The sequence below is a fragment of the Pandoraea pneumonica genome (assembly GCF_902459645.1).
In the GTDB taxonomy this organism is placed as follows: domain Bacteria; phylum Pseudomonadota; class Gammaproteobacteria; order Burkholderiales; family Burkholderiaceae; genus Pandoraea; species Pandoraea pneumonica.
In genome coordinates, this window is sequence record NZ_CABPSK010000001.1 from 625,066 (window position 1) to 643,614 (window position 18,549).

Below are 18,549 nucleotides of genomic sequence, written 5' to 3' on the forward strand. Positions count from 1 at the left end.
AGGTAACGAGAAGGAGCAGGGCATGCAGGCAGTAGCAGGCAAGACGATTCGGGCGCTCACGTCGGCGGTATGGGTGGCACTGGCGGCACAGGTAGCGCTATCGGGCGGGGTAGCGCCCGCTATCGCGGCAGACGCGCCAACCACGGCCGCCGCGGCGAAACCGGCGAGTGCAACGCAACGCGAGACGCTCACGGTGCTCACGAGCTATCCGGAAGAAGTGGTCGCCACCTTCGAGCGTGCGTTCGAGAAACAGCATCCGGAGATCGCGCTGCAAATTCTGTGGCGTCAACATCGCGATGCCTACGACTACCTGCAAGGCCCGAAGCAGGGCGGGGTCGATGTTTATTGGTCTCCGGCTGTGCGCAACTTCGCCGATCTCGGGCAAGAAGGCTCCTTACGCAAGCTCGACGTCGACCTTACCGGCCTGCCGTCTCATGTCGGCAAGTTCCGCATTTCCGATCCGGACGGACGTTTTGTCGCCTCGGAAATCGCGGGCTTCGGCTTCATGCTCGATCCGGCGGCGCTCGCTCGTCAGGGGCTGCCTGCGCCTAAGACGTGGCAGGACCTCACGCAGCCCAGGTATCGGGGACACATCATGTTCCCGGTGCCGAGCCGCGTGGGGTTCTCGCCCACGCTGCTCGACGTGGTGCTGCAAGCCGACGGCTGGGACAAAGGCTGGGCGCTACTCTCCGAGGCCGGCGCGAACTTTGTGTTTGCCGAGACGGGCGGTGCGTTCGCTAGCTTGTCGCATGGCATGCGCTCACCGATCTCGATTGCCGTCACCATCGATTTCTTTGCGAGTTCAGCGATTGCCAACGGTGCGCCGCTGACGTTCGTGTATCCGCCCAACACCGGATATTCCCCCGCGCATATCGGCATCTTGCGCGATACGCAGCATCTCGCCGCCGCCCGCACGTTCGTCACGTTCGTGCTGTCCGATGCCGGGCAGAAGCTGTTGTTTGCGCCGGACGTGCGCAAGCTGCCGGTGCGCCCGAGTGTGTATCGCGATGCGCCGAAGGGCACCTACGACCCGTTCGCGGCGAATGCTGCAACGGCTGGCGTGACGTATGAAGAGACGCTGGGGCTCGCACGCTACTCGCTCGATAACGCGTTGTTCGACGTATTCATCACGCGTCGCAAAGCAGAGCTCACGGAGGTATGGACGCGCTGGCATCAACTGGCCGGAACGGAAGGCAACGGCACCCCACGCCCGGCCGTGAATGTTGACACCGCGTGTCTTGAGAAAGCCCGCGCCCTGCTGACACAAGCCCCGATCGACGCCAACACCGCAGCCGACCCGGCATTACGCGCCACGTTCGACCGTCGGCGCCAAGACCCGAAAGCGCAGACGCAAGCCACGGCGCTCGAGGCCACGTGGTCGCAGACATTGAACGGCCGCACGGCACAAGTGCGTGAATGGCTGGCCGATGGGGTGGTATGTTCGGGCAAATAAAGCGGGAGAGCGCACCGAAGCGGACGGTACGGCTGGCCGCATTCACGATGAGCGTGGCTGCCAGCTTGCTTTCGCCTGTCGCAATGTCGCAGTCGATGACAGCGCCCGTCACTCCGCCTGTCACACCGCCTATCAAACCGCTCGTCACGCGTGACGCCTTTGGCATGCCGATGGCGTTCGTGGCAGACGATGACGCGGCGCTTGCGCAGTTCGCAGAGGGTCGATCGCTGTTTCGGCAGAGTTGGGTGGTCTATCCGTCTGCGGACCGGCGTATCGCTGGCCTCGGTCCGGTCTACAACCAGATTTCGTGTATCGCCTGTCACGTGAAGTTCGGACGTGGCAACGCACCGCTCGGACCCGACGAAGCACCACGCGGTCTGCTCGTACGGCTAAGCGTGCCGGGCAGCACGCCAACGGGGGCGCCGCGCGAGCATCCGAACTACGGCGACCAACTCGGCGACAAGGCCATTCCCGGGGTGCCCGCGGAAGGGCAGGTGCGCGTGCATTACACCGAGCGTGTCGAGCGGATGGCGGGCGGCGAGACGGTTCACTTGCGCGCACCGCAATTGGTGTTCAGCGATCTGGCATTTGGTCCGCTAGGGCACGGCACGATGACGTCGGCCCGCGTCGGCTCGCCGGTCTATGGTCTTGGCTGGCTTGAGGCCATTGACGATGCCACGCTGCACGCATTGGCTGCGCGTCGTTTGCCGGACGGCGTGCGTGGGCGCGTCAATCGCGTTTGGGATGTGGCGACGAAACGCCAAGTTGTCGGGCGCTTCGGCTGGAAAGCGAATCAGCCGTCGATACGGCAGCAGATTGCGAGTGCCTTCGTGGGCGATCTCGGCATCACGTCGCCGCTGTTTCCACACAAGACTTGCCCGGCAGCGCAGACCGCCTGCCGCGCTGCGCCCACCGATGGGCAACCCGATCTGACAAGCCCCCAACTCGACGCCATCGAGTATTTCCAGCGCACGCTGGAGGTGCCACCACGCCGCGACGTCGAGGACGTGCAAGTTAAACGTGGCGAGCGGCTGTTCGCGCAAACCGGCTGCGCGGCCTGTCACACGCCAAGCCTGCGCACTGGGGCGTTCCCGCCGCTGGCAGCGATGGCCAATCGCGATATCGCGCCATACACGGACCTATTGCTGCATGACATGGGGCAAGGGCTCGCGGATGGTCGCCCCGACTTTCTCGCGGGGCCACGCGACTGGCGAACGCCGCCGTTGTGGGGGCTGGGGTTGGCGGCGCTGGTGAATCCCGACGCGACGTATCTTCACGACGGCCGCGCACGCACGGTGCAGGAAGCGATTCTTTGGCACGGCGGCGAAGGACACGTCGCACGCGAGCGTTATCGCGCAATGTCGCCGCAGGCCCGCGCAGACCTGCTGCGATTCTTAATGTCGCTTTGACAGCTGGGCGACTGAAGTAGCCAATGCGTCAAATACGCTGGGTGCACGTTGTGGGCGTTATGCGCCAGCAGCGGGCGCCCGGTTCGCCTGTGCCATTTCCATCGACACGCTTTTCGCGACGTCGATGAATGCGCGCAGTGCGGCGGGCATGCGCACGCGGCTCGGGTGGTAGAGATAAAAGCCGGGCGTGAGCGGCGACCAGGCTTCGAGCAGCGGCACCAGACGCCCTGACTGCAAGTGGGGCTTCATCCAGTCTTCCGTCCAGACGGTCACGCCCAGTCCATCAAGCGCGGCTTGCAACGCGACGGCACAGTCGTTGACGATCAGCGTGCCGGTGACGTTGATGTCGAACCACTGCCCATCCTTGGCAAATTCCCAGCTATATACGCCGGTCTGCCCGGCGCGACGCCAGTTGATGCACTTGTGGCGATGCAGGTCGTGTGGCGTTTCCGGACGGCCGTATTTGCTCAGGTACTCGGGCGAGGCGACGGCAATCTGCCGCAGGTCGGGGCCGACGCGCACGGCGACCATATCCTGATCGACGTGTCGGCCCAGCCGAATTCCGGCGTCGAATCCGCGCGCGACGATATCCCCAAGGCTTTCGTCGCTCGTGAGATCGAGCACCACGTCGGGGTATTGCTCCTGAAACACACCGAGCATCGGCTGGAGCAAATGGATGATCGCCATTTGCGGCGCGCACACCTTCAGCGTGCCCGCTGGCCGGTCGCGATAGTGATTCACCTCATCGAGCGCCGCACTGAATTCCACAAGCAACGGCTGCATGCGTGCGAAAAGCGCGTTACCGGCGTCAGTCAGGCTGATGCTGCGGGTGGTCCGGTTGAACAACCGCACCCCCAGACGTTCTTCCAACGATCGAATCGTCTGACTCAGTGCTGAGGGCGAGACGGCCAGTGCATTCGCCGCGCGCGCGAACGCGCCTTGCTCGGCGACCGTCACGAACGCCCGGATATCTGCAAATTCGCTGCCTCGCATTATGTATCCCCAGCTTCACAAAGTATGAGGAGTATAGGAGATTGTTGGCGAACACGCCGGTCTTTACAGTGAACCCTGTCGCCAATGCGGGCACCGAATGACAGTCGGTAATGCCCGCCGTTAAAGGCAGAAAGGCGTTTCACGACCGGCAGCACGCCATACCGCACCGATGGCGCAGCAGCCTGACGATGACATCGCTGTCCCGCCGATTATTCGATCAGGAAGCATAATGTCAGCCAATTTGTACCCTTCGACGTCGTGGGACAGCCTGCGTCAAATCGTGGCACCGCTTGCGCCGGTGCCTAGCCATCAACGCTTGCTTATCAAGGGCGCCGCCGTCGTCAGCATGGACCCCACGGTGGGCGATCTGGCGCGCGGCGATCTGTTGATCGAAGGCAGCCGTATTGCCGCCATCGGGCCCGATTTGAGTGCTGACTTGGTGGACGGTGCCGAAGTCATCGACGCGTCGAACATGATCGCGATGCCGGGCTTCGTCGATTCCCATCGCCACGCTTGGGAAGGCCAACTGCGCCGCCTCGATCCGAACTCCCCGACGCTGCTCGACTATCTACGCTCGACCCATTTTTCCGTGGCGACGCACTACCGCCCGGAAGACATGTACGTCGGCAACTTGCTGACAGCGCTCGGTGCGCTCGACGCGGGCGTCACGACGCTGGTCGACAACTCGCATAACGCGCGCAGTCCGGCGCACTCGGATGCGTCCATCGACGCGCTGCAAGACGCAGGACTTCGCGCGGTCTATGCGCCCGGCAAACCGCTGGCGGGTGAATGGGCGCAGCACTGGCCGCAGGATCTGGCGCGGCTCAAGCAAGAGCGGTTCGAGGAGAACGACGACGCGCTGGTGACGATGGCGATGATGTCGCAATGGGATCGCGAGACGTGGGCGGAGGCGCGCCGCCTGGGCTTGCGCATCGTCACGGAGTTTCTCGGTGCGGACATGGGTAAGTTGTTGCCTGAACTGAAAGCCGACGGCCTGCTCGGGCCGGACAACATCTTCAATCACTGCACGGGCCTGACCGACGCGCAGTGGGAGATTCTGAGAGACACCGGCGTGAGCGTAAACGTTTGCCCGCGCTCCGATGCGCAGTACGGCCTGGAGGAAGGGTTGACGGTCTTCCAGCGCGCCGTCGATCACGGCATCGCGCCTGCCATTAGCATCGATGTCGAAGCGTCTTACGGCGGCGATATGTTCGCTGAAATGCGCGCGGCGTACGTCATGCAACGCGGCTTCGCGCAGCATCGCCGGTACCACGGCGATGTGGCGGCACCGGCCCCCGTGTCGGTGCGCAGCATTCTCGCGTCGGCCACCATCGATGGTGCCCGCGTCGCCGGACTGTCTAACGTGACCGGTTCGCTCAGCCCCGGCAAACAAGCCGATATCGTGCTGATTCGCGCCGACGACATCAATCTCTATCCGTCGAACAACGCCATCGGCACCATCGTCCACGCGGCGGAGCGTAGCAATGTCGACACGGTCATCGTCGGCGGGCGGATTCGGAAGTCTGGTGGCAAGTTGCTCGGCCTAGACATGGGCGCACTTAAGCAGGCAACGGAAGCCTCGCGCACACACTTGTTCGCGCGCGTGGGCTACGCGCCGGACCTCTTCGCCGATGCGCCGCCCCAACTGGCGCAAGCGTGAGCGTCCGCCGAACGAGGCCATGACCATGAACTTCATTCTGTTTGCGCTGGCGTTTGCCGCCGGTTCTGCGATTTCGGTGCAGGCTGCCGTCAACAGTCAGTTGGCGGGCGGACTGGGTGGCAACGTGGTGGCGGCGGGACTTGTCTCGTTTGCCATCGGCACCGTTGCACTGGCCGCAATCGCTATCGGGAAGGGCGGCTTGGCGGCGGCCATCGCGAGTGTGCCGGCGCAGCCGGTGTGGCGTTTCGCCGGTGGGCTGTTGGGCGCGGGTGCGATCTTCTGCACGGTATTGCTCGCGCCGCGTATCGGGCTGGCGAACATGCTGGCGCTCGTGATTGCCGGGCAACTGCTGTCGTCGCTTGCTATCGATCACTTCGGGCTGGTGGGTGTCGTCACGCGTCAGGTGTCGGCGATCAAACTCGCCGGGGCGGCGGTGATGCTGTGCGGCGTGTCGCTCACGCTCTTTGGTAACACGTTGGTGAAGGCGTTGGGTAAGTCATGACAGGGGCGAAAGGCTGTCGTCCCTGTCTGACAACCGCCTTTCGCCTATGCTCGCTTAGCGCTCCAACCCCGCCCGGTGCTTCTGATACTGAATCGCTGAAACGATCGCCACACGCCGGATCGGTTCAGGCGGCAGCCAGGAGGGGCGCTCGAAGCCAAGCGCGTCGGCAAGCTCCGGCGATTGATGTCCGCAAGCCATTTCACCGAGCAGCTTGCCGAACATGCTGCCCTTGAGCACGCCCGCGCCATTGCAACCGAGCGACGTGTACAGCCCTTTGCGCACCTCGCCGAAGTACAGCGCGCCGTTGCGGGTAAGGGCCGTGACGCCCCCCCACACATGCTCGAACTTGTGCGATGCCATCTGCGGATAACGTCGGCGATAGGCATCGGTGAGCATCGCGGTGATGTCGGCCATCGGGCGCTCTTTCTCATACGAATAGGCGCTGCGCACGACGAAGCGGCCGCCGAGGGTCTTGCGCAGCGTCGTGCCCAGACGGTTCGCCGGAATCACGCCCCATTCTTGCGCCGGGCCGAGTTTGGCCAGTTCGTCGGAGGCGAGGGCGGGCGTCATCGCCGCATAGGTATAGATGGTGAAGACGCGGTCGCGCGCGAGCCCCAGTTTGCGAGCGAAACCGTTGTTGGCCACGATCACCTGCCCGGCACTCAACTCCGCCGTGGCCGTCGTCACCTTGAACGGCCCATTGCCTTCCAACGATACGACGGGCTCGTTTTCCCAGAGGCGCACGTTCGTCGGCAGACTGTCCGCCAGACCTCGCACCAACGCCGCCGGTTGCACGAAAACGTTGTTATCCGAGTGATATCCGTAGCCGTAGTAGTCAGTGCCGATCTCACTTTGCAGCGCATCGCGCGACAGTTCGCGAAACGACACGCCCCACTCGCGATACTGCGCGAGCGTGTCGCGCAGACGCTGTTCGCCGTCGGGGGTAGCGGCCGCGTGGTACTTACCCACGGGGTTCCAGCCGCAATCGATACCGTGCGTGGTGACGAGCTCGTGCAGCCACTTCAACCCGATGTCATAGAGCCGGATCTGCTTGCGCGCCACCTCCACTGGGCTGCCGTGACCGCCCATGCCCGTGTTATGCGGCAGGTTGATGAGAAAGCCTGAGTTGCGCCCCGAGGAGCCATTGCCCGCCGTAGTGGCATCGATCACCAGCACGCTGGCTTCGGGGCGCAATTCGGCCACGCGCCGCGCCGCCGCCAATCCGGTGAAACCGGCACCGATCACGATGACGTCGAAACTGCGCGCAATGGGCGGCTGGGTGCGCGGCACTCGGGCAGGAAGCAGGGCGTTCCATCCTGCCCCGGCCTGATAGGCGGGATAACGGCTGCGAGCCGCGCGAGAGGCGTTGACTTGATTAGACATAACGATACGTGTGCTGACGTGCATAGGAATTCTCGCGGCAGACCGGGTTAGCCGGTAAGGAGCGTGCGCGACTTACGCGGCGCGACTCTCCAGACTGCGCATGACCTCCGTTTGCACGGTGTTCCAGATTTGCGATTTGAGTTCGTTGTAACGGGGCGATAGCTGCACTTGGGCGTTGCGCGGCATCGGCAGATCGTTCGGCAGATCGCACGCCACGCGCCCGGGGCGCGCGCTCATGATGACCATGCGCGTCGAGAGCATCAGCGCCTCGTCGATAGAGTGCGTGATGAACACGATGGTCTTGCCGCTCTTCTGATAAATCTGCAAGAGCTCTTCCTGCAACACCTGTCGTGTCATCGCGTCGAGGGCGGCAAACGGCTCGTCGAGCAGAATGACGTCGGGGTCGTTGGCCAGCACGCGCGCAATCGATACCCGTTGACGCATACCGCCCGAGAGCGCCTTGGGGTAGCGATCTTCGAAACCCGTCAGGCCGACCATCTCGATATAGCGGCGCGCCGTCGCGTAGCGCGTGGCCTTGTCGAGGCCCTTCATCTTCAGACCGAACGCCACGTTATCGAGCACGCTGAGCCATGGGAACAAGGCGTATTGCTGGAAGACCATGCCGCAGTGCGGATCGATCCCCTTGACCTCGCGGCCCGCGACCACGATGCGCCCGGTGGTCGGTTCGTCGAAGCCGGTAATCAGGTTGAGCAGGGTCGATTTGCCGCAGCCCGAGGCCCCGAGCAACACCACGAACTCGCCGCGTGCGATGTTCATGTCGACACGCTCCAGCGCCTGAAAGTCGCCATAGCGCTTCGAGATGCCTTCGATGGCAATCATCGTTTCCCCTTTGCCGTTGGCGGGCGACGCGTGGGTCGCGGAAACTTGCGAATCGATGCGATCGTTCATGCCTGCCACCTCAACACTTTGCGCTCGATGGCGCGAAACACCACGTCCGTCACCAACACGGTGACGCTGATCATCACCATGCCCAGCACGACAACTTCCGTCTGGAAGAACTCCTTGCCGTTCATGATGAGAAAGCCCAGACCTTCGCGCGCTGCCACCAGTTCGGCGGAGATCACACACGTCCACGACAGGCCGAGAATGATCTTCATCCCCGAGAGAATCTGCGGCAGGCTGGCGGGCAGAATCACTTCGCGCATGACTTGCCAGTTGCTCGCCCCCAGATTCTTGGCGGCGCGAATGAGCAGCGGATCGACGTTGCGTGTGGCCTCGATCACATAAACGAGCGCCGGGGCGAAGGTGCCCATGAACACGATGCTGTACTTCTGCGTCTCCGAAATACCGAACCACAGCAACGAGAGCGGAATCCAGCTCATCGACGGCAAGGGGCGCAGAAACGACAAGATGGGGTCGAACGCCGCACGGGCATAAGTCGACGTGCCCAAGATGATGCCAAGCGGAATGGCAACAATGGTGGCCGCGATGAAGCCGGTCATCACACGGCGCGTGGAAGCCAGTACGTTGGCGACAAGCGTGCCGTCGCTGAGCATGGCCAGAATGCGCTCGCCCACGGCCGACGGGGGCGGCAGGAACAGGGGGTCGATGGCCCCGGTACGACAGGCGGCTTCCCATGCGAGCAGGAAGACGACGATGGACGCGAACCCCACGCCAAGCAACTTGGCGCGAGACGGTTGACGATGATTCACAATCAGACTCCTCGATCTTGCGCCGGTCCCATGCAGAACTTTGTGCGGCTATGGACACCGGCGCGACGGCAATGCCGCAGGGCTTACAGATACGACGTGTTGATCCACTGGCGAACAGCCGGGGCCTTGTCGATCTGCTTGTACGTCACGAGCATTTCGGCCAGCCGCTGAAGGCCATCGACATAGTTGCCCGGCGATTTGAGCAACTGCGTTTGCTGCGCGAGGCTGTACCACTCCGCGCCCTTGATCGTCTCGATCTGGTCGAGGGCCGACATGCCGGTCAAGCCGATGAGCGAGCGGGCGGCTTCATCGGGTTTATCGTGCAACGTCTGGCACGCGTCGAAGTAGACCTTGAGGTACTTGCGCACCACGTCGCCGTTCTTCTCGGCCCAGGCATTGCGCACGATCAGCACGTCCGGACCCGGCGTGACGTTGTAGCGCTTGTAGAGCGAGAACTGCGTGTCGTCGGCGAGCAGCTTCATGCCCGACATCGCGCGAACGCGGTTGAACTGCGGCGTCCAGGCGGCAGCCGCGTCGATTTGGCCCGACTGGATGGCGCCAGGAATTTCCGGCGCGGGCACGTTGAGCACCGTCACGTCGTTCGACAAACCGGCATTGCCCAGCAGGTCGAGCACGAGCAAGTGCGCGCTCGATGCGAACGTCACCCCCAACTTCTTGCCCTTGAGGTCTTGCAGCGAATTCACGCCCTCACGCACGAACAGCCCTTCGACCCGGCCGAAGCTCTCCGGCACCGCCACGATCGAAAAGTGCTTCGAGCCGCGCGCCATCAACGCCAGTGCCGAGACGATGCCCGTGCAAGCGATGTCGATGCCGCCGGAGAGCACTGCGCTCATGCGCGCCGACGACGTGCCGAACGATTGCCATTGCTGGTCGATGCCAGCCGCGGCGAGCGCGCCCGACTTCATCGCGAGATAGGCGGGGTAGTGCCCCAGCCATGCCGAACCGCCGTACTGCACGGTGGCCGCATCGGCAGCGCGGCCGATACCGGGCACGCTCAGGCCAGCGGTCGCGGCAACGGCCGACATGGCGGCGCTGGTGTGAAGGAATTTGCGTCGTGACGGGTTCATGCGTGTCTCCTGTTGGATATATGTTTTTTGCGGCGGATGTCAGGCATCGAGAAGCGCGCTTCAGCACAAAGCGAGTCGCTCGCCCAGCCAAGGCATGAGGCGGTGCAACTCGGGAAATGCCTCTTGCGCCAGCGCAAGCCGCCCGGCGAGAAAGCACTGCGAGGCCATCTCCGAGACTTCGCCTTCGCGCGAGACCTGATAAATCGTGCGTGAGAGCGCAGGGCCGGGGAGCGGCAGGGCAGCCACTTGCGACAACGAAGCACGCCCCTGCAACAGACAGAGCGGCGTGGCGATGGTGAAGCCCAGATCGGCCGCGACCATCGACATCACCACGTCTGAGGTGTCGATTTCCAGATGCATGCGCGGTGAATGGCCCGTGCGGCGCAGATGGCGCTCGATGACCGCGCCGAAGTGCGAGCGTCCCGAGAATCGGATGAGCGGCAAGGTGCGAATCAGGTCGGTCAGATCGGCTTGCGCGAGTTCAGCCTCGCGCGCCTTGGGCACCACGACGATGAACGGCTCCGTGAAAATCGGGCGGCGCACCAGCCGTTCCATGTCGTGCATGGGGTCGCTGGTGACGATGAGATCGAGTTGGCGGGCGAGCAGCGCTTGCGCGTGGCCATTGGCGAGCCCCGACCAAAGCAGCAGTTCGCTCGTGCTGCCCGACATCTGCCGCACGATCGACGGGCCGACCGTGGCGGCAAACGAATCGATCATCCCCACGCGCACCGCGGCACGGCTCGCGACATCGGCGTCTTGCACTTGTGCGATCAGCCGGTCCATGTCGTCGACGATCTGTCGCGCGTGACGGGAGAGTGCTAACCCGGCGGGCGTGAGCTTGAGCGGGCGGCGCGAGCGGTCGAGCACTCGCGTGCCGACGGTTTGTTCGATCTGGGCGATCGCTTGTGAGATGGCCGATTGCGTGACGCCCAGTGTGCTGGCGGCGCCCGAGAGGCTGCCCGCCGACGCGACGGCCTCAAAAATGCGCAACGATCTGACGTCGAGGTCTGCTCGCTTTTTCATCGGCCTGTCTCCGGTCGGGTGGTGCGTGCCGGAAGCGCGAGTGGGCGCTTTCCGGTGCGCAGCGATGCATCGATATAAGAATTTGTGTGGATTGTAGGGATTGGGGCGGCTAAAACGAAAACAAATTAAGTAAAACTAATACTTTGTATTAGGGCGTGAGAAACGGCGTAGGGGAAACTGCGGATCGAGCGGGGGACGATGCCGAAAGTCGGTTGCGACAGGCGTTCGGGCAAATTTCTCTCGATTGTCGAGAGATGTGTGGCGAAACGCCGACAGCGCGACGGTCCCGTGCAATGGGAGCGCCAGGCGGGTGCTGGCTCCGCGGTGCAGATGAATCTCGTGAGGGCGGGGGTTGAATCAATCTATTTTTTTCCGATTCACGCCCGTAGGAATAATTCGACCGGACTCACTCTCACCGACTTCTTTTCGCCCCGCGAACTTCATGAACGCACGGATCTACTTCGCATTGATCGTCAGTGCACGCACCCATCACACCCTGCCACGCTGTGCCGAAGCGCTACTCGCGGGCGACTGGCCGCGTGCCTATACGGCGGCTTGTGGCCCTGCCGATCAAAACGAAAAGCACTGGCAAGACACCCAAGGGGCGCATCTCTGCGCTTTGGCCGATGTTCAGCTACTGCGTGAACTCGAAGAGGAAGCCGAGCAGAGTTATGCACGCGCGCAACGCAGTTGCCGAGCAGGTGGCGATGCGCTTCGGCTGATGTCCGCGCGCAATGCGGGTTGGCAGGCATTAGTGCGTGAGCGGATGGCCGTCGCACGAAACTGCTTTATCGACATCATTCGCGACCGCGCCGCCGACGCTGCCCAAGCGATCGAGGCGCGCATCGGGTTGGCGATCGTTGATCATCGGCTGGGGCGTCCCCACGCGGCGATGCAAGTGTTGTTGCAGATTGACCGCTCGGCAGCGGACGTGCCGCCGATCTGGCCTAGCATCGTCACGCTACTGCTCTCGGATATCGCGCTGCATACGCAAATTCGCCGCTCGTCGGCGTTGGCCGATCACGTGTTCTGGCAGTCCGCTTGGCTAAGTGCAGAATCCGCGCCCGGTGTGCCGAGTCAGTTGGAGGCGACCGACGGTCTCGATGTCTTCGGCAATCGACTCTCGTCTGCGGACGAGGCTCCGGCGGCCGACGGGTTGTTGGTTCGCCGTTATCGGGCTTACATGCGGCATCTGGTGGAATTGTCGAAGGGCGCGCGGGCTAACGCGGGCGCCTTGACCGATTTGTTCGACGCACTGCGTTCGTGCGCTAGCCCGCAGGTATTGATGCACCTACGGCTCAATGCCGTCCTCGCTGCGTTTGCTGGCGGACAAGGCGACCTCGCGGCCCGGCTGTTCGACGACATCGCGGCACGCGACGTGCATCATGCCGCGCGGCATTCCGATCTCGAGTGGCTCTATGTAAGCGCGAAGCTGGCCTTTCAACGGGGACAGGTTCAACAAGGCCTGTCTCTCTACACACGCTATTCATTGCAGGCATTGTTCTGCCTTCGCTCGCAAATCGTCCCCACGCGCAGCGTCGATCCGCAGGCGGATGCGGCGCACATGGCACGCAGCGACGATATCGCCACACGCCTGCCTGCCAAGTATCGCAAAGCGTATCGCTACATCATCGAGCACCTTGGGCGCAGCGAACTGACCACCCGTGAGGTCGCGGCCCAAGTCAATGTGACGGAGCGCGCGTTGCAAATGGTGTTCAAGCGCTCGCTGGGGATGTCGCCGGGTGCGCTAATTCGCAAGCTCCGTTTGGAAGGCATTCGAAGCGAGTTGATGGACGACGGCCGGGTGACCGGGTCGGTGCTCGGCACGGCGAACCGCTGGGGGGTGACCAGCCGCTCGGCATTGGTGAAAAGCTATCGCAAAGCCTTCGACGAATCGCCGTCGGAGACGATTAACGCTTGATAAGCGCCTGATAAGCGCCTGAGACGTTCTGCGATGACACGGCTTGCGCCGAGATTCGGTAGGGAGCGCCGGGGTTGCACAACGCATGGCCACCCCGGCGTTTTGCTTTACAGCAGACGGTAGGCGAGCCGCGCAGCCACTCGCGCGCCCAAACCTTGTACATCAAAGTGCGGGTTGTATTCCGCAAGGTCGGCCACGCGCAGTTTGCCGGAGCGGCGCACGTGCGTGGCAATGGCCTCGATCACCGTGATGGGCACCCCATAAGCCGCCGGTGCCGACACGCCCGGCATGACCGGTGCGGGCAGCACGTCCAGATCGATGGTGAGGTAGACGTGCGCGACGTCGGCCATCAACGCATCGATTTGGGCGAGGCGGGCATCGAGATGCCTGTCCTGCATGTCGGTGTCTTCGATGTACGTCACGCCCAACTCGCGGGCGCGCTCGAAAAGCGATGCGGTGTTGCTCAACCGGCTGACGCCGAGACACGCGTAATCGAAGCGCAACCCCGCTTGCTCGCTGGCTTGCGCAATCTGATCGAACGGCGTGCCCGACGTGCCGGGCCGAGCAGTTCGCAAATCGAAGTGGGCGTCGAGGTTGAGAATCAACACACGCTCGCGGTCGTTTTGGGCGTCGAGGTGCGCGCGCAGGCCTTGCCACGTTCCCCACGCAATTTCATGACCGCCGCCGAGCACGACCGGGTGTGCGCCCGCATCCAATTGACGCTGGACTGCGGCGGCGAGCGCCGCTTGCGCGGCTTCGAGCGCGTCGTCTTCGCAGGTTACGTCACCGGCATCGTAGAGCGGGGCGATGTCGTGAGCGGGCAGGTTCGCAAGCGCGCGACGAATGGCCTGCGGCCCTTCGGCAGCGCCCACACGCCCCTGATTACGTTTCACACCGGCATCGCAGGCGAAGCCCAGCAGAACCGGCGCACCGGAAGCCGCCGCGTGTGTCGGGCCGTCGAGCACTTGCACGACGTTGAAAAGCCGTCGCGTGTCGCCGCGCTCGTTCGCGTCGGTGCGGCCTTGCCAGACGGTCGGCAGGGCCGTTGGCGCTTTTAGGGCTGTCGCTGAAGTGGACATGGGGAGCGGGTGCAGTGAAGGAGTTATGCGGCGTTATGCGACGACGGGCGCGTCGCGCCATTGCCCGTGGCGAATGGTGCGGCAAGGCAACTCGCCGCCGAGCCAGTAAGCCAGTTCGGCAGGCCGTTCAATCTCCCACGCGACGAAATCGGCGGTCTTGCCCGCTTCGATCGTGCCGTGGGTGTCGAGCATGCCGAGTGCTTTGGCGGCATTGCGTGTCACCCCTGCCAGCGCTTCTTCCGGCGTCAGACCGAACAAGGTGCAAGCCATGTTCATCATCAACCGCAGCGACAGGGCAGGAGAAGTACCCGGGTTCAAGTCGGACGCCACGGCAATATCCACACCGTAGCGGCGCAGCAGATCCACCGGCGGGCGGCGCGACTCTTGAAGCATGTGGAATGCCCCCGGCAACAGCACCGCCACCGTGCCTGCGCGGCCCATGGCTGCGGCGTCTTCTGCCGTCATGTATTCCAGATGGTCCGCCGACAACGCGCCCAGTTCTGCGGCGAGGCTGGCACCGCCCAGTGGCGACAGTTGTTCGGCGTGCAACTTCACCGGCAGCTTGAGCTTCTGCGCCCGCAGCAGCACGCGCATGACCTGGGCGGGCGAGAACGCAATCGTCTCGCAGAACGCATCGACCGCATCGACCAGACGCTCTTCGGCGAGCGTGGGCAAAATCTCCGAGCAGACGTAGTTCACATACTCGTCGGCTTTGCCCGCGAACTCGGAAGGCACGGCATGCGCGGCTAGACACGTCGTCTTGACCGTCACCGGCAGCGCTTCGCCAAGACGCCGCGCCACGCGCAGCATCTTGCGCTCGCTGTTCAGATCGAGCCCGTAGCCGGATTTGATTTCGACGGTCGTCACGCCATCGCGCATGAGCGTGAGAAGCCGCTTGCGGGCCGACTCGAAGAGGGCGTCTTCGGTGGCGTCGCGCGTGTGCCGCACGGTGTATTTGATGCCGCCGCCTGCCGCCGAGATTTCGGCGTAGCTCACGCCTTGCAGACGTTGTTCGAATTCAAGACTGCGATTGCCGCCGAAGACCAGATGCGTGTGGCAGTCGATCAGCCCGGGCGTGACCCACGCGCCTTGCAAATCGACGCACTCGTCTGCCGCTGTGACCGGCCGCTCGCTGCGCGGCCCGACCCATTCGATGTGCTTGCCGAGCGTGACGATCTCGGCGTCTTCGATCGCGTGGTAGCGGCCGTCGCGCATGGTGGCGACATGGCAGTGCTTCCAGTGGATACGTTTCATGAGAGGCTCGTTTGGCTTGCGTCGTCGCGCATTTCGCGCAACGCCTTGGGTTTGACGCCGAAGCAATACGCCGCCGACATCAGCGCGATCCAGCCCGCGCCGACATACAGGGCGACACGCGTGTCTTCCATATAGCCGAGTACGCCGATCACGAACAACATGAACGCGATGGCGAGTGCCGGACCCACCGGCCACAACGGCACTTTGAACTTGAGCGCTGCGACTTCGTCAGCCGACAAGCGACGGCGCATGGCGACCTGCGAGAGCAGAATCATCAGCCAGACCCAAACCGTGGCGAACGTGGCGATCGACGCAATGATCAGGAACACGCCTTCGGGAATCAGGTAGTTGAGCACCACGCCGCCGAGCAGGGCGGCCGTCATCACCAGCACCGTCACCCAAGGCACGCCGTGACGCGACGTTGCGGAAAAGGCGGCGGGTGCCTGACCGTGTTCCGCCATACCGAACATCATCCGGCCAGCGCCGAAGATGTTGCTGTTGATCGCCGAGATGGCTGCCGAAATCACGATGACGTTGAGGATGGCTGCCGCCGACTTGATGCCGAGGCCCGAGAAAATCTGCACGAACGGACTGCCTTGGCTGCCGATGCCGGTCCACGGGAAGATGGCCATCAGCACACACATCGTCAGCACGTAGAACAGCAAGATTCGCAGCGGCACGGCGTTGATCGCACGCGGAATCACCTTCTCCGGGTTCTTCGCTTCGCCACCGGTAATGCCGATGATTTCAATGCCGCCATAAGCGAACATCACCACCGCCAGCGACGCCATCAAACCGCCCCAGCCATTCGGCAGGAAACCGCCATGCGACCAGAGGTTGCTCACAGCCGGTGCATGCTCGCTATGTAACTGCATGCCCGTGAAGAGGATCACGCCGCCGCCGACGATCATGGCCACGATGGCAACGATCTTCACGAGTGCCAGCCAGAACTCCATCTCGCCGTAGACCTTCACGTTGCACAGATTCAGGCCGGCGATCAGCATGACGATGCCGAGCACCCAGATCCACTGCGGAACATCGGGAAACCAGAAACCCATATAGATGCCGAAGGCGGTCACGTCGGCCAGACAGACGATGACCATCTCGAGGATGTACGTCCAGCCGGTGAGAAAGCCGGCGAGCGGGCCGAGGTTGTCGCGGGCGTAGCGGCCGAACGAGCCCGACACGGGTTGGCGCACCACCATTTCACCGAGCGCGCGCATGACCATGTAAACAGCGGCGCCACCGATGATGTAAGCGAGGATGACGGCCGGACCGGCCAGTTGAATGGCCGACGCCGAACCATAGAAGAGACCGGTGCCAATGGCCGAGCCGAGCGCCAGAAAGCGGATGTGCCGCGCGCTCAGATTGCGTTGCAGGTTTTTCAAGCTGTCTCCTGAATGCGGAATATGCGTAACTCGATGCGCGAACTACCGCGCAAATTGCGTAATGAAATGGCCTGCCCAAGCGGACAGGCGGTCTCACGATCAGCCGGGTTGCCGGTGCGCGAATCGGCGTTCGCTTCGCACCGGCAGGGCACGAATCAAACGCGAATCAAACGCTCGGCAGGGTGCCGGACGGCACGAGGGCGCTCAGTTGGCGCTGCGCGATCAATGCGCTGGCGCCTTCGATGTCCGGTGCGAAATAGCGGTCCTTATCGTAGAACGGGACGGCGCTGCGCAACAGGGCACGGGCGCGCTCCAGCACCGGGGTGCTCTTCACGCCTTCGCGGAAGTCCAGGCCCTGACAGGCGCTGAGCCATTCGATCGCGACGATACCCTTGACGTTATCGGCCATCTCCCAGAGCCGCTTCCCGGCGTTGGGGGCCATCGAGACGTGATCTTCCTGATTTGCCGAGGTCGGGAGACTATCAACGCTGGCCGGATGTGCCAAGGCCTTGTTGTCGGAGGCGAGGGCGGCGGCCGTGACCTGCGCGATCATGAAACCGGAGTTGACGCCGCCGTTGGCGACGAGAAATGCCGGCAATTGTGACATATGTTTGTCCATCATCAGCGAAATGCGGCGTTCGCTCAACGCGCCGATTTCCGCCAATGCCAACGCCAGATTGTCGGCGGCCATCGCCACCGGTTCGGCGTGGAAATTGCCGCCGGAGATGACGTCGCCCTGTTCCCAGAACACCAGCGGGTTGTCCGACACCGCGTTGGCTTCGACACCCAGCACCTCGGCGGCTTGACGAATCTGCGTCAGGCAAGCGCCCATGACCTGCGGCTGGCAGCGCAGCGAATACGGATCTTGCACCTTCTCGCAGTTGGCGTGCGACTGGCCGACTTCGCTGGTCTCACCAAGCAGATGGCGATACGTCGCGGCGGCGTCGATCTGGCCGCGCTGGCCGCGCGCGGCGTGAATGCGCGGATCGAACGGCGCACGCGAGCCGAGCATGGCTTCGACGGTCAGCGCGCCGCAAACGCTGGCGGCGGCGTACAGGTCTTCGGCTTCGAACAGACCGCGAAGTGCGTAGGCCGTCGAGACTTGCGTGCCGTTAAGCAGTGCCAGCCCTTCCTTGGCGGCGAGCGTGAGCGGTTCGAGCCCGGCGACGGCAAGCGCTTCGCGAGCGTCGAGCCACTGACCGCGATAACGGGCGTGACCTTCACCCAGCAGCAACAGCGACATATGCGCGAGCGGCGCCAGATCGCCCGATGCGCCGACCGAGCCCTTGAGCGGGATGCGCGGATAAACCTCAGCGTTGACCAGCGTGACCAGCGCGTCGATCACCTTGCGGCGAATGCCCGACAGGCCGCGCGCCAGGCTGTTGATCTTGAGCACCATGATCAGGCGCACCAGCGCGTCGTCGATCGGTTGGCCCACACCGGCGGCGTGCGAGAGCACCAGCGAGCGTTGCAGGTTTTCCAGATCGTCGTGAGCGATACGCGTTGAAGCGAGCAGCCCGAAGCCCGTGTTGATGCCGTAAGCCGTGCGGCCTTCGGCAACGATGGCTTCGACGCAAGCGACGCTTTGATCGATGTCGGCATAGGCCGCTTCGTCGAGTTTGACCTTCGTCGGTTGTTCATAAACCGCGCGCAACTGGGCCAGCGTGAGCGTGCCGGGCGTGACGAACAGGGAATTCATGGGGGCGTTGTGTTGATTCGTCAT

At 63.5% G+C, this 18,549-nt stretch carries 15 protein-coding genes; 5 read left to right on the plus strand and 10 right to left on the minus strand.

Going from position 1 to position 18,549, the window contains the following annotated elements:
- Window positions 1–22 precede the first annotated feature (22 nt).
- Together PPN31114_RS02825 and PPN31114_RS02830 are read left to right on the plus strand one after the other, a co-directional pair.
- Window positions 23–1,453, plus strand: coding sequence for an ABC transporter substrate-binding protein (locus tag PPN31114_RS02825; RefSeq protein ID WP_150677970.1), 1,431 nt, complete (start codon window positions 23–25; stop codon window positions 1,451–1,453).
- A 95-nt stretch (window positions 1,454–1,548) separates the two neighbouring features.
- Window positions 1,549–2,862: a di-heme oxidoreductase family protein gene (locus tag PPN31114_RS02830; RefSeq protein ID WP_246182373.1), complete on the plus strand. Its 1,314-nt coding sequence runs from the start codon at window positions 1,549–1,551 to the stop codon at window positions 2,860–2,862.
- 57 nt (window positions 2,863–2,919) lie between these two features.
- Here PPN31114_RS02830 and PPN31114_RS02835 read toward each other — a convergent pair whose 3' ends face one another.
- Window positions 2,920–3,855: a LysR family transcriptional regulator gene (locus PPN31114_RS02835; protein ID WP_150677971.1), complete on the minus strand. Its 936-nt coding sequence runs from the start codon at window positions 3,853–3,855 to the stop codon at window positions 2,920–2,922.
- A gap of 229 nt (window positions 3,856–4,084) precedes the next feature.
- On the opposite strand from PPN31114_RS02835, the gene PPN31114_RS02840 reads away from it, so the two are divergent.
- Together PPN31114_RS02840 and PPN31114_RS02845 are read left to right on the plus strand one after the other, a co-directional pair.
- On the plus strand, window positions 4,085–5,515 hold the full coding sequence (locus PPN31114_RS02840) for an amidohydrolase family protein (RefSeq protein WP_150677972.1): 1,431 nt from the start codon (window positions 4,085–4,087) through the stop codon (window positions 5,513–5,515).
- Window positions 5,516–5,540: 25 nt separating this feature from the next.
- A complete protein-coding gene (locus tag PPN31114_RS02845; protein WP_150677973.1) occupies window positions 5,541–6,017 on the plus strand; it encodes a DMT family transporter in 477 nt (158 codons plus the stop codon).
- Window positions 6,018–6,071: 54 nt separating this feature from the next.
- On the opposite strand, the gene PPN31114_RS02850 is transcribed toward PPN31114_RS02845, so the two are convergent.
- The 5 genes from PPN31114_RS02850 to PPN31114_RS02870 all read right to left on the minus strand — a co-directional run bounded on the left by PPN31114_RS02850 (window position 6,072) and on the right by PPN31114_RS02870 (window position 11,184).
- Complete coding sequence (locus PPN31114_RS02850) at window positions 6,072–7,400, minus strand: NAD(P)/FAD-dependent oxidoreductase (protein ID WP_150677974.1); 1,329 nt, start codon at window positions 7,398–7,400, stop codon at window positions 6,072–6,074.
- Window positions 7,401–7,472: 72 nt separating this feature from the next.
- Window positions 7,473–8,240 (minus strand): ABC transporter ATP-binding protein, encoded by a 768-nt coding sequence (locus tag PPN31114_RS02855; RefSeq protein ID WP_150679115.1) that lies wholly within the window; start codon window positions 8,238–8,240, stop codon window positions 7,473–7,475.
- A gap of 65 nt (window positions 8,241–8,305) precedes the next feature.
- Window positions 8,306–9,073 carry an ABC transporter permease gene (locus PPN31114_RS02860; protein ID WP_174987613.1) on the minus strand — a complete coding sequence of 256 codons (768 nt, stop codon included), beginning with the start codon at window positions 9,071–9,073 and terminating at the stop codon, window positions 8,306–8,308.
- An 83-nt stretch (window positions 9,074–9,156) separates the two neighbouring features.
- Window positions 9,157–10,161 (minus strand): ABC transporter substrate-binding protein, encoded by a 1,005-nt coding sequence (locus tag PPN31114_RS02865; RefSeq protein ID WP_150677976.1) that lies wholly within the window; start codon window positions 10,159–10,161, stop codon window positions 9,157–9,159.
- Between the two features lie 60 nt (window positions 10,162–10,221).
- A complete protein-coding gene (locus PPN31114_RS02870; RefSeq protein ID WP_150677977.1) occupies window positions 10,222–11,184 on the minus strand; it encodes a LysR family transcriptional regulator in 963 nt (320 codons plus the stop codon).
- Between the two features lie 442 nt (window positions 11,185–11,626).
- On the opposite strand from PPN31114_RS02870, the gene PPN31114_RS02875 reads away from it, so the two are divergent.
- A complete protein-coding gene (locus tag PPN31114_RS02875; protein WP_150677978.1) occupies window positions 11,627–13,105 on the plus strand; it encodes a helix-turn-helix transcriptional regulator in 1,479 nt (492 codons plus the stop codon).
- Window positions 13,106–13,212: 107 nt separating this feature from the next.
- Here PPN31114_RS02875 and hutG read toward each other — a convergent pair whose 3' ends face one another.
- From hutG to hutH, 4 genes are all read right to left on the minus strand, one after another.
- Window positions 13,213–14,184 (minus strand): formimidoylglutamase, encoded by a 972-nt coding sequence (hutG, locus tag PPN31114_RS02880; protein ID WP_150677979.1) that lies wholly within the window; start codon window positions 14,182–14,184, stop codon window positions 13,213–13,215.
- 33 nt (window positions 14,185–14,217) lie between these two features.
- The gene (hutI, locus tag PPN31114_RS02885; protein WP_150677980.1) at window positions 14,218–15,438 is read right to left on the minus strand and encodes an imidazolonepropionase; all 1,221 of its coding nucleotides are present in this window, start codon (window positions 15,436–15,438) and stop codon (window positions 14,218–14,220) included.
- A complete protein-coding gene (locus PPN31114_RS02890) occupies window positions 15,435–16,826 on the minus strand; it encodes an amino acid permease (protein ID WP_150677981.1) in 1,392 nt (463 codons plus the stop codon). Before PPN31114_RS02890 ends, hutI begins: the two co-directional genes overlap by 4 nt.
- A 166-nt stretch (window positions 16,827–16,992) precedes the next feature.
- Window positions 16,993–18,549, minus strand: coding sequence for a histidine ammonia-lyase (gene hutH, locus PPN31114_RS02895; protein WP_246182374.1), 1,557 nt, complete (start codon window positions 18,547–18,549; stop codon window positions 16,993–16,995).